Consider the following 22,130-nt stretch of genomic DNA (forward strand, 5'->3'; position numbering starts at 1 on the left):
ACTAAAACTTAAATGTTGCCCATTTGCTGGAATTCATAGGCGAAATTTTATTCAAATTATCTACTAAATCAGTAATACTCAAATTAGGTCCTCCTGAAAAAATAGAAACAATTTCATCTGATTTTGCATCAAAAAAACCTCGGGTCAAAAAGGCATTAGGTTTTGAATTATTCAATTTATTCAATGCTATTAAGGAGTTTTTCACTTTTTCTTTAGCCAATTTAGTATCAGTTGTCATTCCGTCCAAAGCCTGGTGATAATCAAAAATTGTTTTTCTAATTTCAGCAAATGTTGGTGACAATAAATCATTAATTAAAAAATAACGATTTTGATTTCCGTCCAATTGACTCCAGCCTTTGTATCCGCTTTGCTGGGCAACTGTAGCTATGGTTTGTGCTGTTTGATAAACCGGATCACCTGATTTTAATTCAAATGTATCTTTATCCATTCCGATAATCATATAACTATAAAAAGAAATCACCGAAATCAAATTCGATTGAAATGAATTAACGTTAAAGACTAAATTTTCAAATTCGGTATAAGTAAAACCAAAATCCTTATCATTAATATTCAAAACCGGTGTTTCATAAGAAGAATCAAAAACAGGACGGGATGATTGAACCTGAATTGTTGCTGTAAACTGATCAGAACTATGCGAAAGCAAAGTAATATACATCGAACAATTAATCATTTCCTGTTGTTTGTAATTCTGTGTAGTCCAATCGGTTTTATTAACAAACTCGTTCAACGAAGTTTCCAGTGTTTTATATACTTGCTGATTAGGATTACCCATTTTTTGGGCATTAACCGTCACAGTACAATTCAACTGTTGCGCCTGAACAAAACCAAAGCTTAATAGAAAAACAAAGACGATTATCTTATTCATGAAAATGAGCTATTACTTTATTTATAATATCATCAGCAACCGCTTCTTTGGATTTTAATTCCATCGGTTCAATTTTAAAATCTTTATCGATAAAAGTAACTTTATTGGTTATTTTTTGAAAACCGGCACCTTCATCCTGCAAAGAATTTAAAACAATCAAATCTAAGTTTTTTTTCTGAATTTTAGCCTTAGCATTCTCAATTTCATTTTCAGTTTCCAAAGCAAAACCGATTAAAAACTGGTTCTTCTTATTTTCCCCCAATGAATACAGAATATCTTTTGTCTTTTCGAGTTCGATGATAAAATTATCTGCTGCTTTTTTAATCTTTTGGTCAGCTACTCTTTTTGGCTTATAATCAGCTACAGCAGCTGCAGCAATGGCCACATCAACCTCATTATAATATTGATGACAGGTATCGTACATTTCCTGTGCCGAAGTAACTTTAACTACTTCTATTAAAGAATGATTTGCAACACAATGTGTAGGACCTGTAACTAAAATAACCGAAGCGCCAAGATTAGCGGCACTTTTTGCTATATCAAAGCCCATTTTTCCTGAAGAATGATTTCCTATAAAACGAACAGGATCGATAGCCTCATAAGTAGGCCCGGCTGTGATTAGTATTTTTTTACCTTTGAGAGGCAATTTACTTTCCAAATCAGCTTCAAGGAAAGCAATGATATTTTCAGGTTCAGCCATTCTGCCCTCACCTGATAAACCACTGGCTAATTCTCCGCTTTCGGCAGGAATCATAATGTCACCAAATTGTTCTAAAGCTTTAAAACTAGCAATAGTAGAAGGATGCTTATACATATCCAAATCCATTGCAGGAGCAAAATAAACAGGGCATTTTGCTGACAAATAAGTAGCAATAAGCAGATTATCACAATTACCATTTGCCATCTTAGACAGGGTATTTGCAGTTGCGGGCGCAACAAGCATTAAATCAGCCCAAAGCCCTAATTCAACATGATTATTCCATTTTTCATATTCTTCGTCCTGATTAAAAAAAGTGGAATAAACCGGATTTTTAGATAAGGTGGATAAGGTAAGTGGGGTTACAAAATCCTTAGAAGCAGGTGTCATTATCACTTGGACATGCGCACCTGCTTTTATAAAAAGTCGTACTAAAGACGCTGTTTTATAGGCGGCAATTCCGCCAGAAACACCTAGCAAAATCTTTTTACCGCTTAAAACTGACATAGTATCTTATTTGTTTGATTCTCTGTGATAGATTTTACCATCTAACCATTCCTGTACTGCTAAAGCGTGTGGTTTTGGCAATTTTTCATAGAATTTAGAAACCTCGATTTGTTCTTTGTTTTCAAAAACTTCTTCAAGACTGTCATTATATGTAGCAAACTCTTCCAATTTCTCTGTTAATTCTTTTTTAATTTCAGAGTTAATTTGGTTCGCTCTTTTAGCCATAATGGTAATTGCTTCATACACATTTCCAGTAGGTTGTTCAATAAGCGTTTTATTGTACGTTATTGTATTTACTGGAGCATTCGTCTTTTTTAAATCCATGACTTATAGTTATTTAGTATATTTTTGTAATTCTTGTTCCACACGAGCATACATCTCGTCTGCTTTTTCTTTGTATTTGGTATCCGCTTTAAACTTAATCAAATTTTGGTACGAAGTTTTAGCAACGTTTAATCTTTCCTGCATTTTTTCAGGAACACTGTTAATCCCTAATTGATAAGCAGAATCAAATTTATAATACAAGGCATCTTCCTGAAATTTTGTACCCGGAAAATCGATAATAAAATTATCAAAAGCTACTAATGCTGATTTAAAATCAGAAATAGTATTGTAACCTTTTGCGTTTTCATAAACCTTTCTCTCAATCTTTTCAGACAATAATTTTGTCAAACCATTTGCTTCTGCTAAATAAGAAGAATTAGGATACCTATCAATAAAAGACTGCATTTTTTCAATTGCCTTATGAGTATCTGCCTGATCTAAACTATACACCGGCGATAAAACAGCATAACTTCTGGCACCTAAAAAAGCAGCTTCTTCTGCTTTCACACTTTTTGGGTATCCTGAAACAAAACTTTCAAACTGATAGGCTGCTAAATGGTATTGTTTTGTTTTGTAATATGACTGTGCAAACATATAAAACAATTTTTCCGCCTGAGGTTTCCCTCTAAATTCAGGAGCTATTTGCTCAAAAAGTCGCAATGCTTTAGAATATTTAGCCTGAGCAAACAATGTATCTGCCATCGCAAATTTTTTCGAAACATCTTCACTTTTCAATGCTTTTTGGTACTCATTACAGGAACCAAAAAGAACAACAAGAAGCAATAAGGATACAATTTTCTTCATTTTTTTATTTTTATCTTTAAAATACAGACTTTTCAAGTCTATAAAAAATCATACCGAAGTTTCGGTGGCAAATTTAGTTATTAATTTAGCGACTACAAAATATTTCTTAGCTTAAAAAAAACGGGCAAAAACTGCTTATTTGTCAATTCTTTTTACAAATTCGGCAATTCTTTGTTGTAAGGATTCATCCACGCTTACCAATGGAAGTCGAACGATATTTTCGGCGATTCCTAAAGCCTGAAAAACCTGCTTGATACCAGCCGGATTCCCTTGTTCAAAAATCATATCGATACAATCAAACAATAAATATTGTGATTTGAATGCTTCATCCACTTTACGATTCAGCCCTAAACGAATCATTTCAGAAAATTCTTTCGGAAAACCTTGTGCAATAACCGAAATCACTCCTGAACCTCCAGCTAATACAGTTGCCAGTGCTGTCATATCATCACCTGAAATTACATGGAAATCTTTTGGTTTGTCTTTCAACAATTGCATTGCCTGAACAATATCGCCCGCAGCTTCTTTAATTGCAACAATGTTTTCGAAATCATTGGCTAAACGCAATACTGTTTGAGGTAACATATTACTTGAAGTTCTACCAGGAACATTATAAATAATTACCGGAATTGGCGAAGCCTCAGAAACCGCTTTAAAATGCTGATAAATCCCTTCTTGTGAAGGCTTGTTATAATAAGGAGAAACCGAAAGAATTGCAACATAGGGAGACAAATCTCTTGTTTTTAACTCCTCAACCACTTTCATTGTATTATTTCCACCTACACCTAAAACCAACGGTAAACGACCATTATTAGCTTCAATAACAGTTTGGATAACCAATTCTTTTTCGTCATTGCTTAGCGTTGCATTCTCTGCTGTTGTTCCTAAAATAACCAGATATTCAATTCCCCCATCTACAGAAAAATTTACAATTCTTTTTAATGCTTCAGTATCAATTGAAAAATCTTCTTTGAAAGGAGTTACAAGAGCAACACCAGTTCCTATTAATGATTGCATGTTTTTAGATTCTATTTTTTGTTTAATATTTTTAAATACCTGAATAATTCCTGAACAAAGATTTTATAATTTTCTGAATTGGTACTAATCATCAAATTATTCAATCGTTTATTTATAGTTGAAAAACCAACTTTAAATTTGGCCTTTGATTCCTGAGTTGCAACAAGCAAAATCGCTTTATCTACATCATAATAACTCAGTAATAAATCAAAATCTTTGATCAAAAAATCATTTACTGCCTGATTTTTAATTTGGCCTTTCCAACTTAAATGCGTCCATTCTAATTTTGTTACCAAAGAAGTAAAACGAACTTTTGATTTACTTTTATAGATTAATAATTCTATGTTTTCTTCAGCAATTCCATTTAACACTAACTCCCTAACCAACAATTCTGTATGATTAAAATAAGTTTCGTCTATAATCACCCCTACTGTTTCTATTTTACCATTAAAAGAGCCTGCTTTAACATTAAGTAAGCTGTTTTTTAATATTTTCTTTACTAAAAAATCTTTTAAGTAATTTAAAAACATAAGTTGTCTTTATTAGTAAACAAAATTAATTAATTAAGTTACACTATAGGTGGCAAATCTAAAAAAGTATAACGATGATTTGAAACTTTTTGTTAAATTCTTAACACTTATTTCGTGATACTAATTGAATTTATAACCAAAACAAAAATATCAATTTACAGCTAACATTTCCATAAAATCAGTTTCCGAAATAATTGGGATATTCAACTTACTCGCCTTTTCTAATTTAGCCGGCCCCATATTATCTCCCGCAACCACAAAATCGGTTTTAGAAGAAATTGAACTCCCCACTTTTCCACCATTATCTTCAATGGCTTTTTTTAGTTCGTCACGTGAAAATTGCGCAAAAACTCCCGAAACTACAAAGGTTTTCCCAGCTAATTTATCCGTTGCATTCAAATTAATTTTTTCAACAATCTCAAATTGAACACCAAAACTTTTTAACCGCTCAATTATAATTTTATTTTCTTCATTTTCAAAAAAATCAACAACACTTTGCGCAATTCGTTCTCCTATTTCATCTATCAAAACCAAATCCATCAAACTAGCCTTGCTCAAAGCATCAATATTTTTATAATGCTTTGCCAACTTTTTTGCTACCGTTTCACCTACATAACGAATACCTAACGCATAAAGCACACTCTCAAAAGGAATGTTTTTTGAATTTTCCACTCCATTTACCAAATTCTCCGCTGATTTTTGTGCCATTCGCTCTAAAGGCAAAATATCTTCCACTTTTAATTCGTATAAATCTGCATAATTCTGAACTAATTTATTATTGTAAAGTAACGCCACAGTTTCTCCTCCTAAACCTTCAATATCCATTGCTTTTCGCGAAATATAATGCTGAATTCTACCAATAATCTGCGGCGGACAACCATAAAAATTTGGACAATAGTGATTCGCCTCTCCCTCGTTTCTAACCAATTCTGTTTGACATTCCGGACAATGACTAACATAAGTCGTAGGTGTTGAATTCTCAGGTCGTTTAGTTAAATCGACAGCAATAATTTTAGGAATGATTTCCCCTCCTTTTTCTACAAAAACAGTATCATTAATTCGGATATCTAATTTTTGAATTTGATCGGCATTATGCAAAGAAGCTCTTTTTACAACAGTTCCCGCTAATTGCACCGGCTCCAAATTAGCCACAGGAGTTATTGCTCCTGTTCTTCCCACCTGATACGAAATCGAATTCAATTTGGTAGAAACCTGTTCCGCTTTGAACTTATACGCCATTGCCCAACGAGGCGATTTTGCCGTATAACCTAATTCCTCCTGATAATGCAAATTATTCACCTTCACCACCACCCCATCGGTTTCATAAGGCAAATCATGACGATGTGTATCCCAATAATCAATAAAATCAAAAACTTCCTGTAAATTATTAGCCAATTTTGCCTCATTAGGAACTTTAAAACCCCAATTTCTGGCTGAATTCAAACCTTCAAATTGAGAAACAAAAGGCAGTTTTTCGCCCGTAACAAAATACAACAAACATTCTAAAGGACGCTTAGCCACTTCAGTACTGTCTTGTAATTTCAAACTGCCCGAAGCTGTATTTCGAGGATTGGAATAAGGTGTTTCGCCAATTTCAATCAGTTCCTGATTCATTTTTTCGAAACCCGCAAAAGGCAAGATAATTTCACCACGAATATCAAATTTCTCAGGATAATCATTTCCTTTTAATTTTAAAGGAATCGAACGAATGGTTTTGATATTATTCGTTACATCATCACCCTGAAAACCATCACCACGAGTAACTGCACGAACCAATTTTCCGTTTTCATAAGTAATACTAATCGATGCACCATCGTATTTCAATTCGCAGGTATATTGCAAATCAACATTTCCTAAAACTTTTTGGATACGATTTTCCCAATCTTGTAAATCTTCTTTTGAATAGGAATTATCCAAAGAATACATTCGATGTGTATGCGCTACCGTTTGAAAATTTTTAGTAATTATTCCTCCTACTCTTTGTGTCGGGGAATTTTCATCGAAATATTCGGGATGCGCATTTTCTAAATCCTGAAGCTCTTTTAATTTTATATCAAACTCATAATCAGATATTGTAGCATTATCCAATACATAATAATTGTAATTATGAAGATTGAGTTCCTCTCTTAATTTTTGAATCGTATTTAGAACATCCATATATAAAAATTGGTCATTTTAGTTTCTATAAACAGCGTACTAAAATAACCAATTTAAAAGAAATAACAGCCTTTATTATTTCAAATTACGATTCAATAATTGAATTTATTTGTTTAAATAATTGTCCGTCGCTTAAGAAAGCGCCTTGCTGAATTAAAGCAAAAATAGACGTATTTCGCTCTTCGGTAAACACTTTTCTACCCACTTTCATCTCGATAGTTTCTGTAAACATATTATCACTCAACCATTGCAAACCATCTTTAGTCAAAAAATCCACATCCGGAACTAAGGATTTCAAAACAATGGATTTTACTTCAGTTTCAAAACACTGAAAAAGAAAAATATGATTCTTAGAAAAATGTTCCAAATATTCCGCTTTAGACAAAACTCCTTCCCAAATCAAATCAGAGAAAACATCCAGCTCTTGTTCAGCCACTTCCGGTTTTTCTGTTTTTATCTTATCCCATTCAGTCTTATCAATGGATTGAGTTGCTAAAAAATTAGTAAACTCAGGATGTAATTCTTCAAATTGTTCTTTTGTTAGTCTTGTGTATTTCATAGTCATTGTGAGAAACAAAGCAATCTCGTTCCTATTTATTAAGAATTAAAAGATGAGATTGCTTCGTTCCGATAGCTATCGGAACGAAGCAATGACATCAAACAAAAAAATCCCGATTTTCATCGGGATTTTAAATATCAAGTTTAGAAATTATGCTTTTTCAGCAACAATTTCATAAGCTAAGTCAACGATAACATCTCTGTGTAATCTTACAGTAGCTGAATATTTTCCAGTACGTTTAACGATTCCAGAAGTGATGAATTTTCTGTCGATAGTTTGTCCTGCTTTTTCTAAAGCTTCAACGATGTCAATATTTGTGATTGAACCAAATAATTTTTCACCACCTGCTTTAGCAGAAATTTTAATTTCAAGAGCTTTCAATGTTTCTGCTAATGCTTTTGCATCTGCAACAATTTTAGCTTCTTTGTGCGCTCTTTGTTTTAGGTTTTCAGCCAATACTTTCTTTGCAGAAGAAGTAGCCAATTGAGCAAATCCTTGTGGGATTAAGTAATTACGACCGTATCCGTTTTTTACAGTTACTACATCGTCTTTAAAACCTAAGTTTTGAACGTCTTTTTTTAAAATCAATTCCATGTTGATGTCCTTTGTTATAGAAGTTAGTCCCGATAGTATTCGGAACAACAACTGTTAATTTTTAATTATTTTAATAAATCGGCCACGTATGGCATTAAAGCTAAGTGACGAGCTCTTTTTACAGCTACAGACACTTTTCTTTGGTATTTCAATGAAGTACCAGTTAAACGACGAGGAAGAATTTTTCCTTGCTCATTAACAAATTTCAATAAGAAATCAGCATCTTTATAATCGATGTATTTGATTCCAGATTTTTTGAAACGACAATATTTTTTAGTCTTGTTAGTCTCAATATTTAAAGGAGTAAGATATCTGATATCTCCGTCTTTTTTTCCTGAAGCAGATTGTTGTAATGTTGCCATGATAATTAAGCTTTTTGAGATTTAAGTTTTGCTCTTCTTCTTTCAGCCCAAGAGATAGCATGTTTGTCAAGACTTACAGTTAAGAAACGCATAACTCTTTCGTCACGTCTAAATTCAGTTTCAAATGCCAAAAGAACTTCTCCTGATACTTTGAATTCGAATAAATGGTAAAAACCAGATTTTTTGTTTTGGATTTCGTAAGCCATTTTTTTCAGACCCCAATCCTCTTTAGCTACCATTTCTGCTCCTCTACTAGTAAGAAAATCTTCAAATTTGCTTACTGTTTCCTTTACCTGAACATCAGATAAAACGGGATTTAAAATGAAAACAGTTTCATAGTGATTCATAAAATTTCATTTAATTTGTTAAATTGGCTGCAAAAGTAATCTTTTTATTTGAATAAAAAAACATAAACCAACTTTATTCGTTGTATGGTAAAAAAAACCGATTAAAATTAGTTTTTGTAGAAAAAGTACAATACTTTTACGTATCCAAATCTTAAAACACAAAAAATATGAAACTTAATTGTGTCGTAGTCGATGACAGTTCGATTCAAAGAATGATCATCGCAAAGTTAGTAAATAATCACCCTAATCTACATTTAGTAGGTGATTTTTCGAATGCAATTGAAGCCAAAAGTTGCATGTCTGTACATTCGGTTGATTTAATTTTTCTAGACATTGAAATGCCCGTAATTAGCGGTTTTGATTTTCTAGACGGATTAAAAAACAAACCCCAGATTATATTTATCACCTCAAAAGCAGAATATGCCCTGAAAGCTTTTGATTATGATGCTACTGATTATCTGCAAAAACCTATAGCTGTAGATCGTTTTAGTGCATCTGTCAAAAGAGCAATGGACTTACACTTGCTTAAACAAGATACTAAGGAAGAAGAAGGTGAACATATTTTCATTAAAAGTAATTTGAAAAAATTAAAAATATACACTTCCAGAATCAAATGGATTGAAGCCTTTGGAGATTACGTAAGAGTAGTTACTGAAGACGACAGCAATCTGGTACTTTCTACAATGAAATCTTTTGAAAATGATTTGTCGAAAAAGAAATTTGTGCGTGTTCATAAATCCTACATCATTAATATAGATAAGGTAGAACGTTTCAACAGCAAATTTGCCGAAATTGGAACTACTAAAATTCCTTTGAGTAGAAACAAAAAAGAAGACTTAATAAAAGCACTTTCTGTTGTTTAAGAACTACTTAATAAAAATCCACATTTAGCGCTACTTTAATAGCTCTGTATTGCGGAACAGCATCAAAACTATTCAATACCCTTTGAATAGTTTTTTTTGTACCCAAAACCGAGGAATCCTGAGGAATTTTTATCATAATTGTTCTAATATACTCATTTCTGATTCGGTTAATAGCTGGTTCCTCGGGACCAAGAACCGGAATTCCTAAATGTTGACTCAAAACCTGATACAACCACAAAGATCCTTCTTTTAATTTTTCAAATTCCCGATGCTTCAAGGTTAGTTTTATAATCCGGAAATAGGGCGGATATTTATAAATCTTCCTGTCATACAACTGCTCTTTATACATACCCAAATAATCATTATTAGTTACTTGTTGTATGGTATTATGAAGAGGATTATAAGTCTGAATAATTACTTTTCCTTGTTTTTCGGAACGTCCTGAACGCCCTGCCACCTGAGTCATGGTTTGATAACTTCTTTCGAAAGCCCTAAAATCGGGATGAAACAACATATTGTCGGCATTCATAATTCCTACCAGACTCACATTGTCAAAATCCAATCCTTTGGCAAGCATTTGCGTTCCTACCATAATATCAATTTCCCGGTTTTTAAAACTATCGATAATTTTTTCGAAACCAAATTTCCCACGAGTCGTATCCTGATCCATACGACCAATTTTTCGCTCCGGAAACAACTGAACCAATTCCTGTTGAATTTGCTCTGTTCCAAAACCCTTAGTCAACAAATCGATGCTGGAACAACTGTGACAATTAGTTGGCTTAGCAATCGAATAACCACAATAATGACATCGCAGCTGATTTTTATGCTTGTGATAAGTCAAACTCACATCACATTGCTGGCATTGTGGTACGTGTCCACAAGTCATACACTCTAACAAAGGTGAATAACCTCTTCTGTTTTGAAATAAAATTACCTGCTCTCCTAAAGACAAAGCAGTCGTAATTCCTTCAATCAAAACATCACTAAAATGGCCTGTCATTCTTTTTCGGAAATACTTGTCTTTTAAATCGACCAATTCAATCTCAGGCATCATTACATTTCCGTAACGCGCTTTAAGTTCGACTAAAGCATATTTATCCACAGTTGTATTATAATAGGATTCAATACTTGGCGTAGCCGAACCTAACAAAACTTTAGCTTTGAAAAAACTAGCCAAAACTATCGCAGCATCACGGGCGTGATATCGGGGTGCAGGATCTACTTGTTTAAAAGTTTGCTCATGTTCCTCATCAACAATTATAAAACCTAAATTTGAAAATGGCAAAAACAAAGCCGACCTCGCTCCTATTACTATTTGTGCTTTCTCCGAATTTTGCAATACCTGATTCCAGACTTCAACACGTTCATTATTATTGTATTTCGAATGAAAAACAGCTACTTTGTTACCAAAATGGGCATGTAATCTGGTTACCAATTGAGTAGTCAAGGCTATTTCGGGCAACAAATACAAAATCTGATTTTCGGTTACCAGATATTCTTCAATCAGTTTGATATAAATTTCGGTTTTTCCACTCGAAGTCACTCCGTGCAACAAACAAACTTCTTTTTTCTGAAAACTAATATTGATTTCTTCAAAAGCTTTTTGCTGTGCCTCGCTTAGTTGTAATTGATTCGAATTAGATTCTCCTGAAAAATTTACTCTATCTACCTGAATGTAATATTCTTCAAAAATTTCTTTATCAACTAGGGCTTTTACCACCGCTGAAGTCACATTCGATGCTTCCACTAATTGTTTAACAGAAATAGGCTTTTTCTTCTCACTGGCACTTAATTGAAAATAAGTAAGTACAATTTCTTTTTGTTTATTGGCATTTTTTAAAACTTCCAATAATTCATTCAATCCCTCGCTTGATTCGTATTTAGAATGCAAACGAATGTATCGCACCAATTTAGGCTTATAACTTTCCTGCATTTCTTCCTGCAAAATCAGGATGTTCTTATCAATTAGTTTTTGAATAACAGGAAAAATATTTTTTTTGCTCAAAATCCCAATAATATCCTGAACCTTTAAAGAAGATTGTTGCTGTAACGCCTGATAAATCAAAAACTCATCATCCGTAAGTTGACTTTCATCCACAAAAACATCCGCTTTTTGCGAAATTAAAGTTTCATTTTCCAGCAACAAAGCACTTGGTAAAGCAGTACGATATACATCGCCAATGGCACACATATAATAGCTTGCAATCCACTGCCAATGTTTAATTTGGTTTTCGGTAACAATAGGTTTTTCATCCAGAATTTGATGAATTTCTTTGGCTTCGTATAAAGTAGGCTGGTTTTGATGCAAATCAATCGCTAAAGCGGTGTAGATTTTACTTTTCCCAAAAGGAACTGCCAGTCTCATTCCTTTTTGAATATAATGATATTCGGCTTCAGAAACACTATAAGTGAAGGTTTTGGCAAGAGCTAGCGGTAAAATTACTTCAACAAAATACATTTATTATCTCCTATTCTTTTAGTACTAAATCTTGATTAATTTTTTAGAATTTTACTCTAAGTAATTGTTTCTTTTCGCTTTTTTAATTTATTAATTACCTCATTCAATTCAAAACCAAGTAACAAAATCATACAGTTAATCCAAATGTAAAACATCACAATCAACAAAGTACCAATCGAACCATACAATTCGTTGTATTTTGAAAATCGAATCACCCAAACTCCAAAAAAATAGGAACTAATAATAGTTAAAACAGTAGTAAAAACCGAACCTATGGATATAAAAGACCGGGTTTCCTGATTTTTAGTTCCAAATTTAAACAGTACCGATGTGGTTATCAAAATCATTAAAATCAAAAAAGCATAACGCCCCATAACCATCAACGGAATTTTATCACTCAAGAAATCAGTTGCATTTAATTTTTGAATAAAAACTTCAAAAACAACGATAGTTGCCACAGTAACTATCAACAACAATGCTAAAAATAACGACAAACCGATAGCCACAAAATATTGATGAAAAAAACCTCTTTTTACCAAAACATGTTTAGAATTTTCAAAACCTCCTAAAATAGCATTCAATCCATTAGCCATTAAAAAAACCGACAATATAAATCCTGAAGAAAGTAAACCCGAATGACTATTATGAAGAATATCATTAATTATATTTTTGATAGCATAAAAAGTATTGGGAGGAACTCCATCTGCTACAAAATCCAAAAAATCTTCCTGAAAACCTTCAATGGGAATAAATGGAATAAGGTTTAAAATAAAAAGTGCAAAAGGAAATAATGCCATAAAAAAACTAAATGCAATAGATCCTGCACGGTTTGACAGGGCAGCTTCGGTAATCCCAATAATGTACAATTCTAACAAATCATACAGCGATAATCCACTGAGCCAATTGAGTTTTACTTTTCTTGCCCAACGCATAAAATTGCGTAACACAGGAATTTTTTCAAGCTTTATTTCTATTTCTACTGACATTAATAGTATCTTTTATCGAAGAAAATTAGTCGATTGCCTTTAAACTCAAATCCATATTATAAATAGAATGTGTCAAAGCACCCGAAGAAATATAATTCACACCGCATTCAGCATAATGACGAATCGTATCTTCGTTAATATTTCCTGACGATTCTGTTAAACTAGCATCACCAATAAAAGCTACTGCTTCCTTAGTCATTTCATAATCAAAATTGTCCAGCAAAATTCTAAAAACACCGCCTGCAGCCACAATTTCTTTCACTTCATTCAAATCTCTGGCTTCAACAATAATTTTTAAATCGCGATTAATAGCTTTTAAATATTCTTTGGTTTTGGCTATAGCCAAAGTAATTCCGCCTGCAAAATCAATATGATTGTCTTTCAACATCACCATATCATACAATGCAAAACGATGATTCTCCCCTCCTCCTATTTTCACTGCCCATTTTTCGGCCACACGAAAACCAGGAGTCGTTTTACGAGTGTCTAATATTTTAGTATTGGTTCCTTCCAGTAATTGCACATAACTACTGGTTTTAGTCGCAATGGCAGACATTCTTTGCATCGAATTCAACACCATGCGCTCGGCCTTTAAAATTGACTGGGAACTTCCCGAGACATGAAAAACTACATCTCCAAATTTAACCGGAGTTCCATCTTCTATAAAAGTTTCAACTTTCAAATTAGAATCCACATAGTTGAAAATCATTTTCGCAAATGCAACACCTGCAATAATCCCCTCATCTTTTACTAAAAGCTTTGCTTTTCCTTGAGCAGATGCTGGAATACAAGCCAGCGAACTGTGATCTCCATCTCCTACATCTTCCCTGATGGCATTTGCAATTAATAGTTCTAACTCGTTTTGAAATTGTGCTTCGCTAATCATTTTTTACTGAAAATTTTTATGTTGCTAAAGTAGGACATATTTTGTGGAATAGAAAATTTGTTTCCATTTCACTTGAATCAAACATTTGAGTTATTTTTTACCGCGGATTCACAGATTTTTATTAACATCAAACAATTAAAATAAAAACAAGCTCAAAACATAAATTACAAATAAATAAAAATTCTTACAAAAAGTAAATTAGCGAATCTGCGGTCTTTGCTTTAACTTCTAAATCTTTGCCTAGCCAATTTGACTAAAACTTATTCCGAAGACAAATCCGTTGAAAATATATTTTACTTTTGGAAAAAATAATCCAATTTTGCCAACAAATACAATCACAATGTCTGAAACAACATCTGAAAACGCCAAAATAATCGAATTGGTATCTCAATACATCGATCTTAGTGTTACTCCTTTCAATAAACCGGAAAGAACCGTTGTAAAAGTGGATAAACGCGACCCTATGTATGGAGGAAACGGAATTGTTTATTTGTTACAAATGTTTGACGAAGGCGAATTAACCAACAACCGCATTGGAGCCTATATGGTTTTCTTCAACAAAGGAGACGAAGCGGGTTTTCACACTCATGGAACCCGAAATGAAGAAGAGCTTTATATCGTGATGCACGGTGAAGGCGAATATTCGGAAATGACAAAAAAAGAAGGTATTATTCGAAAAAAAACAATCAAAAAAGGAAGCATTACTGCCATGAGCGGCGAAGGCTTTCATTCGCTAATCAACACTACTGACGAAGTTTTAATTGTTTTTGTAATTACGACGAATAATCCCAAATAATTAAAATTATATCTTTGCCACTCCGAAAATCATCCTCAAAATGAATATCAAACTCATCGCCATAGGCAAAACGGATAATAAAGCACTGCAAACCTTAATTGACGATTATACCAAACGCCTGTCTTTTTACATCAAATTTGATTTGGAAATTATTCCTGATATTAAAAATGTAAAAAACTTATCCGAAAGCCAACAAAAAGAAAAAGAAGGCGAATTGATCTTGTCGAAAATCGGCTCAACCGATCAACTTATTCTCTTAGATGAAAACGGAAAAAACTTTTCCAGTGTAGGTTTTTCGGAAGAATTGCAAAAGAAAATGAATTCAGGAATTAAAACCTTAGTCTTTGTTATTGGTGGCCCTTATGGTTTTTCGGAAACTGTTTACGCCAAAGCACAAGGAAAAATCTCGCTTTCACTAATGACTTTCTCTCACCAAATGGTACGTTTGTTTTTTATCGAACAACTGTATCGCGGATTTACAATTTTAAGAAACGAACCTTATCATCATCAATAGCAGAAAGCTGGAAGTTAAAAATATGTTTCTAATAAAACAACAAACCACTAACAACCAACTACATATCTTCATATTTTAAACTTTCTTTAGCAGTCTTTTTTATATAAAATGCTTAACTTTATAAGGATCGATTTCAAGGTTTGATTCTAATAACTTATCAATCGTTATACAATCACCTCCTTTTTCAAGAAAATGTTTCCCATTTGAACTTTAAAACATTTTGTAATGAAACGTCCAATTTTATTTTTAGCTATTTTTATCATTCTATCAGGACTTTTTTCATGTGATAGTGATGATGGCAATGATTCTGATCCCACACCTGTTATCGTAACTTTTAATGCTACTTTAAACGGTTCAAGCGAAGTACCCGGTAATACTTCAACGGCTACCGGAACGGCTGTACTTCTTTATAACAAAACAAGTAAAATTTTCACTTTGACAGTAAATTTTTCAGGAATTACACTTACCGATGCACACATTCACAAAGGAGCCATAGGCGTTGATGGTGGCGTTGTATTTCCTATCACCGATTTAACTTCCCCTATGAATTATACAAGTATGACTTTGAGCTCCACTCAAGAAGCTGATTTACTTGCCAATCTCTATTATGTAAATTTACATACTGCTGCATTCCCCGGAGGAGAAATCAGAGGACAACTTATAACCACAAATCCAGGTGGTGGTTCTGGAGGCGGTGGCGGTGGTGGCGGCTATTAATAACTGCTTTATTCTAATAAAAAAGACTTTCTTTTAACAGAAGAAGGTCTTTTTTTAACTAATAAATTCTTTTCTAAATCATTCGATTTTAAAAAATAAATTCTTTTGGAGCGATTGGATTTACACTGTACAAATCAAATTTTTGAATTAAAATTTTATTCTGGATATATTCGTCATAAGACATATTTTTATCAAATTGAATAACAATACGAGGTTTTAAAATAAACCGAATACTGAAAAACTCTTGAATCAAATCTACTTTTTTTACATATTTCCCATTTAAAGAAACCAAATCACTGCCTTTCTTGAAAGCAATAACGAAGTCCTCTTTTTTAGGTTTTCCAATGCTATAATACACTTTTGTAAAAGGAATAAAAGCTATATTTTTTTTTATTGAATCAGCATACGAATAATAATTTTCCGCTTTTTCGTTCTTGTGCGCTTTTTCTTTGCGTTTTTTGTCTTGCAGTTTCATTACTTCGGGAATGACTAATTTCAAAGGCAAACGCTTATCGATATTCAGAATCCAATTGGTGGTAATAATGCTGTTTTTTCGGTTTACTTCAGCCAAAGTATCTTTGCCATTGGTTCGAAAAAAAATATAAATTGGCGAATGATCCTGTACATCACTAACTACTGTTTTATCTGATTTTGGGAGTAAAATATCTTCTTTATTACCACAACTAAACAAAAATAATACAGCAATAAGACTAAAATATTTCATTATTAAGAATTTAATTTTTCAAACAATTTTATACATTCAACGGCTGCTGCCACATCATGTACTCTTAAAATTTGAGCACCTTTTGTCAAAGCAATGGTATTTAAAACAGTAGTTCCGTTTAAAGCTGCATCCGCATTAATTTCCAGTGCTTTATAAATCATCGATTTTCTGGAAATACCAATTAAAATGGGTAATTCTAAAATATGAAACAACTCTAATTTTTGCATCACTTCAAAATTTTGTGTTATTGTTTTTGCAAATCCAAAACCGGGATCTACAATCAAATCATTGATTCCTAAACTTCTGGCTTGCGCTATTTTTTCTGAAAAATAAAGTAAAACTTCTTTTACAACATCTTCATACTCTGTCATGGATTGCATATTTTGTGGAGTTCCACGCATGTGCATCATAATGTAAGGAACATTATATTGAGCAATAACTTCAAGCATTTTATCATCAAGAATTCCTGCCGAAATATCATTAATCATAGCCGCACCATTTTCGATACAAACTCTTGCTACTTCACTTCTAAAAGTATCAATTGAAATTAAAATTTCTGGAAAATGTTTAACCAATAATTGCACAACAGGAACAATCCGATTTAACTCTTCTTCTTCCGATACATATTCGGCACTGGGTTTACTCGAATAAGCTCCAATATCAATAAAAGTAGCTCCTTCGGCAAGCATTTTTTCGACCTTAGCAATAATTTCTTCTTCGCTCGAATACTTTCCACCATCAAAAAAAGAATTGGGAGTTATATTCAAAATCCCCATTACTTTAGGTTGCGATAAATCAATCAGCTGTCCTTTGCAGTTAATAGTCATTTTTTAATCTTTATTTTAAAGTTGAATCCTTTTCCCTATTTTTGAGAAAAATTTTAGACAAATATACATCAATAATGAAGAATACTTCTCAAGAATACGATAAGGTAATTGCAATTTGTCGTTCCTTATTCGCAAATAAAATGCAGGATTACGGTAGTGCCTGGCGCATTTTAAGATTGCCTTCTTTAACCGATCAAATTTTCATCAAAGCTCAAAGAATTCGAAGTTTACAGGAAAACGAAGTTCGAAAAATAGACGAAGACGAATCGGGCGAATTTATCGGAATTATTAATTATTCAATAATGGCTTTAATCCAATTAGAACTAGGTGTTGTTGACCAACCGGATTTAGATTCCGCCAAAGCAACGCAATTGTATGATGCCAAAGTAAAATTAACCAAAGAATTAATGGAAGCCAAAAACCATGATTATGGCGAGGCTTGGCGCGATATGCGTGTGAGTTCGTTGACCGATTTGATTTTGCAAAAACTACTTCGCGTAAAGCAAATTGAAGACAATAAAGGAAAAACCATTGTGTCGGAAGGAATTGACGCCAATTACCAGGACATGATTAATTACTCGGTTTTTGCTTTAATTTTAATGGGTTTTGTCAATAAGAAATAATAGCATATGAAAAATTTTATTACTCAGTTTTCAAGACTTTTTGTTGGGATTTTATTCATTGTTTCAGGATTAATTAAATTAAATGACCCAATAGGTTTCTCCTACAAACTAGCCGAATATTTTAGCGAACCTGTTTTTAATCTGCCTTTTTTAGTGCCATTTAGTTTTTACCTGGCCTTATTTTTAGTTATTGTAGAAGTACTGTTAGGAATCATGTTACTCATTGGTTACAAAACTAAATTTACTATTTGGAGCTTATTGTTAATGATTGTGTTTTTTACTTTCTTAACTTTTTATTCGGCTTATTACAATGTGGTAAAAGATTGTGGCTGTTTTGGAGACGCTTTGCATCTTACGCCCTGGGAATCATTTACCAAAGATGTTGTTTTACTGTTTTTTATTCTGATTTTATTTATAAACAAAAAGCTGATAAAGCCTTTGTTTTTTAATAGCAGCTTTCAAAATGCCATTGTTTTTCTGGGATTAGCAGCCTGTATTTTTATGGCATATACAGTTTTAAATCACTTGCCAATAATTGATTTCCGTCCGTACAAAGTAGGAACAAATATCCAAAAAGGAATGGAAATTCCCGAAGGAGCGGCTATGCCTGTTGTAGAAATGAAATTTATATACAAAGTAAACGGTGTCGAAAAAGAATTTTCGGAAAACGATCTGATGAATCTTCCTGAAGGAGCAGAATTTGTAGATCGAAAGGACAAGATTATCAGCGAAGGTTACGTTCCTCCTATCCATGATTTCACGATGACAAAAGACGGTTCGGACTATAAAGACGAGTTATTACAAGAACCTAAATTACTAATGATTGTAACTTATGATTTGGCTTCAGCCGAAGAAGAAGGAATGCAAAAATTACAAAAGTTAAATCAGGAAGCTACTGCCAAAGGTTATAAAGTAATTGGTATGACCAATTCTTCAATTGAGGAAATCGAAAAAGCACAGAAAAAATACAATCTAAAATTTGACTTTTACAGCTGCGATGCTACTGCCTTAAAAACGATAGAAAGAGCCAATCCAAGTATTGTAATTCTGGAAAAAGGAACTATAAAACAAAAAGTACATTACAACGATATACAAGATTTAAAATTTTAAAAAAACAAAGCTCATAAAAACTAAAAATGGTATTTATGAGCTTTTTTTATGTCTAAAAAAGACTAAAAAACATCCCAAATAGCGGTTTTTAGAGAACTTTTTAGAATTATTTTTTTAGAAACAATCATAATTCGTGCTCACTATTACGTTTTCATTTGTGTTTTTATAACTCTTAACGCTGTATTTGTTATTTTTAACGAGTTTATCCAAAAAAACTAAAACAGCAAACAGCAATCAAATTGTTTATTTTAACTTTGTTACAATGAAAAAAACAGAAAAAATTATCGCTTTTTTACTTCTTTTAGTCACTGTTTCATGTACTAAATCGAATGCACAAAAAACGGAGTTTTCTAAAGAAGCTTTAGCAGAAACTTTATTAGATACTAGCGATAATCAAGTCGCTTTCGAAACTATTTTATCTAAAAATAAAGGTAAAAATACGGTAATCGAAATCTGGGCTTCCTGGTGTGGTGATTGTGTAAAAGCAATGCCAAAAATAAAAGAATTACAGGTGGCACATTCGAATACAAATTATGTATTTATCTCAATGGATAAAACCGCTGATAAATGGAAAGCCGGAATTGAAAAACACCAATTAAAAGGAGCGCATTATATGGCTAATGATCAAATGGGTGGTGTTTTTGCAAAAGCAGTGGATGTCAACTGGATTCCGAGATACATTATTATTGACAAAACGGGAAAAATTGTGCTGTATCGCGCTGTAGAAACTGATTTTGAAAAAATTAATGCTGTTTTAAATCAATTAGAAAAACAATAAAAAAATAAAATTCAAATATAACACTACTAAAATGAGAAAAAAGATTGTAGCAGGAAACTGGAAAATGCACAAAAACGCAGCACAAACTAGCGAATTGTTAAGTGAATTAATTGCAAAAGTACCTGCAAATACTACAGCACAAGTAATTGTTGCGCCTACATTTGTAAACTTGGCTGCAGCTGTAAATCAATTAAAAGGATCTAACATTGCTGTTGCTGCACAAAATGTTCACCAAACAGAAAGTGGTGCTTTTACAGGAGAAATCTCTGCTGATATGTTGACTGGAGTTGGTGTAAACACTGTAATCCTTGGACACTCTGAACGTAGAGCTATTTTTCATGAAACTGATGCTTTAATTGCTGATAAAGTAAATACAGCTTTAAAACATGATATGACTGTTATTTTTTGCTTTGGTGAAGAATTAAAAGACCGTCAGTCTAACCAACATTTCAACGTTGTAGAAAATCAATTAAGAGATGGTTTATTCCAAATTGATGCTAAATCTTGGGACAAAGTAGTATTAGCTTACGAACCGGTTTGGGCAATTGGAACAGGTGAAACTGCTTCTCCGGAACAAGCACAGGAAATGCACGAATTTATTAGAGAAACAGTTCTTAAAGCTTTTGGAAAAGAAATTGCTGAAAATGTAACTATTCTTTACGGAGGTTCTGTAAAACCAGAAAACGCAAAAGAAATTTTCGGAAAACCAGATGTTGACGGTGGTCTTATTGGTGGAGCAGCTTTAAAAGCAGATGATTTTGTTGCCATTGTAACAGCTATCTAAGAAAACCTTTTTATACTATTCAAGAAAGCGGTAATTCATTTTATCGCTTTTTTTATTTTTCTGATTTTGATAAAAGAGAAATACTACCTTTGCAAAAAATTAAATCAATTATGTCAAATATTTATATCGCCTACCATTTTAGCATTGAACCAAAGGAATTAGGTTCTGAAATTTTAATTGCCGAATTAGGCGAACTTGCATTCGAAAGTTTTACAGAGACAGAAAAAGGAATTTCAGCTTTTGTTCAAAAAGATTTATGGGACGAAATGATTCTTGAAAATGTAAATATTCTGCATTCAGAAGAATTTGAAATTGATTACAGCTATGAAGAAATTGATCAGGTGAACTGGAACGAAGAATGGGAAAAAAACTTCGAACCTATTGATGTAGACGGAAGATGTCATGTAAGAGCTCCTTTTCACGAAAAAACAGATGCCGAATTTGATATTTTAATTGAACCAAAAATGAGTTTTGGTACAGGACATCATGAAACCACACACATGATGATTCAGCATTTACTTGAAATTGACGTTAATGGATTAAAAACCTTAGACATGGGTTGCGGAACTGCTATTCTTGCTATTCTTGCCGAAATGAAAGGTGCTCAACCTATTGATGCCATCGATATTGACAACTGGTGCTATCTGAATTCTATTGAAAATGCCGAACGTAATAATTGCAAAAACATCAGCGTTTATGAAGGAGATGCCTCTTTATTAAAAGGCAAAAAATACGATTTGATCATTGCCAATATAAACAGAAACATTTTATTAAACGATATGCAAACTTATGTTGACTGCTTAAATCCTAAAGGGACGTTATTATTGAGTGGTTTTTATACCGAAGACATTCCTTTTATAGATGCTTCATGCACTGAAAAAGGCTTAACTTATGTTAAAAAAATCGAAAGAAACAACTGGGTTTCACTAAAATACGTAAATTAGTACTCTGTTTATTATCAAACAATTAAAGTACAAAAAGCAATACAATGAGTACTAAAGAAAAAATTAGAGAAAGAGTAAGCGTACAGGAAACTACCACACAAAACAACGAAATTATTGTTTATAATGACGATGTGAATACTTTTGATCATGTAATCGAAACCTTAATGCGTGTTTGCGAACATACGGCTGAACAAGCTGAACAATGTTCATTAATTATTCATTACAATGGAAAATGTACCGTAAAAACAGGACTGATTACCAAATTAAAACCACAGTGTACACAGCTTTTAGAAGCCGGTTTAAGTGCCGAAATAATCTAATTAAACTAAAATT

26 protein-coding genes are annotated in these 22,130 nt (G+C 32.8%); 10 read left to right on the top strand and 16 right to left on the bottom strand.

Translation table 11 applies throughout. The annotated features are described in order from the left end of the window. Position 1 precedes the first annotated feature (1 nt). The 11 genes from FDM27_RS08550 to rpsF all read right to left on the bottom strand — a co-directional run bounded on the left by FDM27_RS08550 (position 2) and on the right by rpsF (position 8,784). Positions 2–886 carry a DUF4835 family protein gene (locus FDM27_RS08550; protein ID WP_071185903.1) on the bottom strand — a complete coding sequence of 295 codons (885 nt, stop codon included), beginning with the start codon at positions 884–886 and terminating at the stop codon, positions 2–4. Then, positions 879–2,090 (bottom strand): bifunctional phosphopantothenoylcysteine decarboxylase/phosphopantothenate--cysteine ligase CoaBC, encoded by a 1,212-nt coding sequence (gene coaBC / locus FDM27_RS08555; RefSeq protein WP_140485949.1) that lies wholly within the window; start codon positions 2,088–2,090, stop codon positions 879–881. The genes FDM27_RS08550 and coaBC overlap by 8 nt, the downstream gene beginning before the upstream one ends. 6 nt (positions 2,091–2,096) lie before the next feature. Continuing rightward, entirely contained in the window at positions 2,097–2,414 is a 318-nt protein-coding gene (locus FDM27_RS08560) for a DNA-directed RNA polymerase subunit omega (protein ID WP_035657230.1), read from the bottom strand. A gap of 9 nt (positions 2,415–2,423) precedes the next feature. After that, the gene (locus FDM27_RS08565) at positions 2,424–3,218 is read right to left on the bottom strand and encodes an outer membrane protein assembly factor BamD (RefSeq protein WP_140485950.1); all 795 of its coding nucleotides are present in this window, start codon (positions 3,216–3,218) and stop codon (positions 2,424–2,426) included. 135 nt (positions 3,219–3,353) lie between these two features. Further along, positions 3,354–4,235, bottom strand: coding sequence for a 4-hydroxy-tetrahydrodipicolinate synthase (gene dapA / locus FDM27_RS08570; protein WP_140485951.1), 882 nt, complete (start codon positions 4,233–4,235; stop codon positions 3,354–3,356). 11 nt (positions 4,236–4,246) lie between these two features. Then, entirely contained in the window at positions 4,247–4,765 is a 519-nt protein-coding gene (locus FDM27_RS08575) for a DUF6913 domain-containing protein (protein ID WP_140485952.1), read from the bottom strand. A gap of 150 nt (positions 4,766–4,915) precedes the next feature. Beyond that, positions 4,916–6,922, bottom strand: a complete 2,007-nt coding sequence (ligA, locus tag FDM27_RS08580; protein WP_140485953.1) for an NAD-dependent DNA ligase LigA — start codon at positions 6,920–6,922, stop codon at positions 4,916–4,918. An 85-nt stretch (positions 6,923–7,007) separates the two neighbouring features. Beyond that, positions 7,008–7,481, bottom strand: coding sequence for a DUF6495 family protein (locus FDM27_RS08585; RefSeq protein ID WP_140485954.1), 474 nt, complete (start codon positions 7,479–7,481; stop codon positions 7,008–7,010). Between the two features lie 150 nt (positions 7,482–7,631). Beyond that, positions 7,632–8,075, bottom strand: a complete 444-nt coding sequence (rplI, locus tag FDM27_RS08590) for a 50S ribosomal protein L9 (protein ID WP_071185909.1) — start codon at positions 8,073–8,075, stop codon at positions 7,632–7,634. Between the two features lie 65 nt (positions 8,076–8,140). Further along, the gene (rpsR, locus tag FDM27_RS08595; protein WP_007138295.1) at positions 8,141–8,437 is read right to left on the bottom strand and encodes a 30S ribosomal protein S18; all 297 of its coding nucleotides are present in this window, start codon (positions 8,435–8,437) and stop codon (positions 8,141–8,143) included. A 5-nt stretch (positions 8,438–8,442) separates the two neighbouring features. After that, positions 8,443–8,784, bottom strand: coding sequence for a 30S ribosomal protein S6 (rpsF, locus tag FDM27_RS08600; protein WP_071185910.1), 342 nt, complete (start codon positions 8,782–8,784; stop codon positions 8,443–8,445). Positions 8,785–8,951: 167 nt separating this feature from the next. Here rpsF and FDM27_RS08605 point away from each other — a divergent pair, with 167 nt between their 5' ends. Beyond that, positions 8,952–9,647, top strand: coding sequence for a LytR/AlgR family response regulator transcription factor (locus FDM27_RS08605; RefSeq protein ID WP_071185911.1), 696 nt, complete (start codon positions 8,952–8,954; stop codon positions 9,645–9,647). Positions 9,648–9,654: 7 nt separating this feature from the next. Here the strand turns inward: FDM27_RS08605 and priA are convergent, their stop codons facing one another. Genes priA through nadC form a run of 3 tightly spaced genes read right to left on the bottom strand, consistent with a single transcriptional unit; the run spans position 9,655 to position 13,980 of the window. Further along, positions 9,655–12,108: a primosomal protein N' gene (gene priA, locus FDM27_RS08610; protein WP_140485955.1), complete on the bottom strand. Its 2,454-nt coding sequence runs from the start codon at positions 12,106–12,108 to the stop codon at positions 9,655–9,657. 56 nt (positions 12,109–12,164) lie between these two features. Next, entirely contained in the window at positions 12,165–13,094 is a 930-nt protein-coding gene (locus tag FDM27_RS08615; RefSeq protein WP_140485956.1) for a YihY/virulence factor BrkB family protein, read from the bottom strand. Between the two features lie 25 nt (positions 13,095–13,119). Continuing rightward, entirely contained in the window at positions 13,120–13,980 is an 861-nt protein-coding gene (nadC, locus tag FDM27_RS08620) for a carboxylating nicotinate-nucleotide diphosphorylase (RefSeq protein ID WP_071185914.1), read from the bottom strand. Between the two features lie 340 nt (positions 13,981–14,320). Here nadC and FDM27_RS08625 point away from each other — a divergent pair, with 340 nt between their 5' ends. From FDM27_RS08625 to FDM27_RS08635, 3 genes are all read left to right on the top strand, one after another. Next, positions 14,321–14,776, top strand: coding sequence for a cupin domain-containing protein (locus FDM27_RS08625; RefSeq protein WP_140485957.1), 456 nt, complete (start codon positions 14,321–14,323; stop codon positions 14,774–14,776). Positions 14,777–14,816: 40 nt separating this feature from the next. Next, positions 14,817–15,290 carry a 23S rRNA (pseudouridine(1915)-N(3))-methyltransferase RlmH gene (rlmH, locus tag FDM27_RS08630; RefSeq protein ID WP_140485958.1) on the top strand — a complete coding sequence of 158 codons (474 nt, stop codon included), beginning with the start codon at positions 14,817–14,819 and terminating at the stop codon, positions 15,288–15,290. Positions 15,291–15,515: 225 nt separating this feature from the next. After that, positions 15,516–16,007 (top strand): CHRD domain-containing protein, encoded by a 492-nt coding sequence (locus tag FDM27_RS08635; protein WP_140485959.1) that lies wholly within the window; start codon positions 15,516–15,518, stop codon positions 16,005–16,007. 88 nt (positions 16,008–16,095) lie between these two features. On the opposite strand, the gene FDM27_RS08640 is transcribed toward FDM27_RS08635, so the two are convergent. Both FDM27_RS08640 and folP read right to left on the bottom strand, forming a co-directional pair. After that, positions 16,096–16,731, bottom strand: coding sequence for a hypothetical protein (locus FDM27_RS08640; RefSeq protein ID WP_140485960.1), 636 nt, complete (start codon positions 16,729–16,731; stop codon positions 16,096–16,098). A gap of 2 nt (positions 16,732–16,733) precedes the next feature. Next, complete coding sequence (folP, locus tag FDM27_RS08645) at positions 16,734–17,558, bottom strand: dihydropteroate synthase (protein WP_140485961.1); 825 nt, start codon at positions 17,556–17,558, stop codon at positions 16,734–16,736. A gap of 74 nt (positions 17,559–17,632) precedes the next feature. Between folP and FDM27_RS08650 the strand changes: the two genes are divergently transcribed. From FDM27_RS08650 to FDM27_RS08675, 6 genes are all read left to right on the top strand, one after another. Next, positions 17,633–18,181, top strand: coding sequence for a DUF1599 domain-containing protein (locus FDM27_RS08650; RefSeq protein ID WP_140485962.1), 549 nt, complete (start codon positions 17,633–17,635; stop codon positions 18,179–18,181). Between the two features lie 6 nt (positions 18,182–18,187). Next, positions 18,188–19,291 (top strand): BT_3928 family protein, encoded by a 1,104-nt coding sequence (locus FDM27_RS08655; protein ID WP_140485963.1) that lies wholly within the window; start codon positions 18,188–18,190, stop codon positions 19,289–19,291. Between the two features lie 262 nt (positions 19,292–19,553). Beyond that, the gene (locus tag FDM27_RS08660; protein WP_140485964.1) at positions 19,554–20,069 is read left to right on the top strand and encodes a TlpA family protein disulfide reductase; all 516 of its coding nucleotides are present in this window, start codon (positions 19,554–19,556) and stop codon (positions 20,067–20,069) included. Between the two features lie 31 nt (positions 20,070–20,100). Beyond that, the gene (tpiA, locus tag FDM27_RS08665) at positions 20,101–20,853 is read left to right on the top strand and encodes a triose-phosphate isomerase (RefSeq protein WP_140485965.1); all 753 of its coding nucleotides are present in this window, start codon (positions 20,101–20,103) and stop codon (positions 20,851–20,853) included. Between the two features lie 110 nt (positions 20,854–20,963). Continuing rightward, positions 20,964–21,797 (top strand): 50S ribosomal protein L11 methyltransferase, encoded by an 834-nt coding sequence (gene prmA / locus FDM27_RS08670; protein WP_140485966.1) that lies wholly within the window; start codon positions 20,964–20,966, stop codon positions 21,795–21,797. Positions 21,798–21,841: 44 nt separating this feature from the next. After that, positions 21,842–22,117: an ATP-dependent Clp protease adaptor ClpS gene (locus FDM27_RS08675; RefSeq protein ID WP_071185923.1), complete on the top strand. Its 276-nt coding sequence runs from the start codon at positions 21,842–21,844 to the stop codon at positions 22,115–22,117. The last annotated feature ends 13 nt before the right edge of the window (positions 22,118–22,130 follow it).

The sequence above is a fragment of the Flavobacterium sp. GSA192 genome, assembly GCF_006386525.1.
GTDB classification, from domain to species: domain Bacteria; phylum Bacteroidota; class Bacteroidia; order Flavobacteriales; family Flavobacteriaceae; genus Flavobacterium; species Flavobacterium commune.

Excerpts from the sequence above, each read along its gene's own strand:
- FDM27_RS08550 (WP_071185903.1), bottom strand. The coding sequence starts at position 886 with ATGAATAAGATAATCGTCTTTGTTTTTCTATTAAGCTTTGGTTTTGTT.
- coaBC (WP_140485949.1), bottom strand. The coding sequence starts at position 2,090 with ATGTCAGTTTTAAGCGGTAAAAAGATTTTGCTAGGTGTTTCTGGCGGA.
- FDM27_RS08560 (WP_035657230.1), bottom strand. The coding sequence starts at position 2,414 with ATGGATTTAAAAAAGACGAATGCTCCAGTAAATACAATAACGTACAAT.
- FDM27_RS08565 (WP_140485950.1), bottom strand. The coding sequence starts at position 3,218 with ATGAAGAAAATTGTATCCTTATTGCTTCTTGTTGTTCTTTTTGGTTCC.
- dapA (WP_140485951.1), bottom strand. The coding sequence starts at position 4,235 with ATGCAATCATTAATAGGAACTGGTGTTGCTCTTGTAACTCCTTTCAAA.
- FDM27_RS08575 (WP_140485952.1), bottom strand. The coding sequence starts at position 4,765 with ATGTTTTTAAATTACTTAAAAGATTTTTTAGTAAAGAAAATATTAAAA.
- ligA (WP_140485953.1), bottom strand. The coding sequence starts at position 6,922 with ATGGATGTTCTAAATACGATTCAAAAATTAAGAGAGGAACTCAATCTT.
- FDM27_RS08585 (WP_140485954.1), bottom strand. The coding sequence starts at position 7,481 with ATGAAATACACAAGACTAACAAAAGAACAATTTGAAGAATTACATCCT.
- rplI (WP_071185909.1), bottom strand. The coding sequence starts at position 8,075 with ATGGAATTGATTTTAAAAAAAGACGTTCAAAACTTAGGTTTTAAAGAC.
- rpsR (WP_007138295.1), bottom strand. The coding sequence starts at position 8,437 with ATGGCAACATTACAACAATCTGCTTCAGGAAAAAAAGACGGAGATATC.
- rpsF (WP_071185910.1), bottom strand. The coding sequence starts at position 8,784 with ATGAATCACTATGAAACTGTTTTCATTTTAAATCCCGTTTTATCTGAT.
- FDM27_RS08605 (WP_071185911.1), top strand. The coding sequence starts at position 8,952 with ATGAAACTTAATTGTGTCGTAGTCGATGACAGTTCGATTCAAAGAATG.
- priA (WP_140485955.1), bottom strand. The coding sequence starts at position 12,108 with ATGTATTTTGTTGAAGTAATTTTACCGCTAGCTCTTGCCAAAACCTTC.
- FDM27_RS08615 (WP_140485956.1), bottom strand. The coding sequence starts at position 13,094 with ATGTCAGTAGAAATAGAAATAAAGCTTGAAAAAATTCCTGTGTTACGC.
- nadC (WP_071185914.1), bottom strand. The coding sequence starts at position 13,980 with ATGATTAGCGAAGCACAATTTCAAAACGAGTTAGAACTATTAATTGCA.
- FDM27_RS08625 (WP_140485957.1), top strand. The coding sequence starts at position 14,321 with ATGTCTGAAACAACATCTGAAAACGCCAAAATAATCGAATTGGTATCT.
- rlmH (WP_140485958.1), top strand. The coding sequence starts at position 14,817 with ATGAATATCAAACTCATCGCCATAGGCAAAACGGATAATAAAGCACTG.
- FDM27_RS08635 (WP_140485959.1), top strand. The coding sequence starts at position 15,516 with ATGAAACGTCCAATTTTATTTTTAGCTATTTTTATCATTCTATCAGGA.
- FDM27_RS08640 (WP_140485960.1), bottom strand. The coding sequence starts at position 16,731 with ATGAAATATTTTAGTCTTATTGCTGTATTATTTTTGTTTAGTTGTGGT.
- folP (WP_140485961.1), bottom strand. The coding sequence starts at position 17,558 with ATGACTATTAACTGCAAAGGACAGCTGATTGATTTATCGCAACCTAAA.
- FDM27_RS08650 (WP_140485962.1), top strand. The coding sequence starts at position 17,633 with ATGAAGAATACTTCTCAAGAATACGATAAGGTAATTGCAATTTGTCGT.
- FDM27_RS08655 (WP_140485963.1), top strand. The coding sequence starts at position 18,188 with ATGAAAAATTTTATTACTCAGTTTTCAAGACTTTTTGTTGGGATTTTA.
- FDM27_RS08660 (WP_140485964.1), top strand. The coding sequence starts at position 19,554 with ATGAAAAAAACAGAAAAAATTATCGCTTTTTTACTTCTTTTAGTCACT.
- tpiA (WP_140485965.1), top strand. The coding sequence starts at position 20,101 with ATGAGAAAAAAGATTGTAGCAGGAAACTGGAAAATGCACAAAAACGCA.
- prmA (WP_140485966.1), top strand. The coding sequence starts at position 20,964 with ATGTCAAATATTTATATCGCCTACCATTTTAGCATTGAACCAAAGGAA.
- FDM27_RS08675 (WP_071185923.1), top strand. The coding sequence starts at position 21,842 with ATGAGTACTAAAGAAAAAATTAGAGAAAGAGTAAGCGTACAGGAAACT.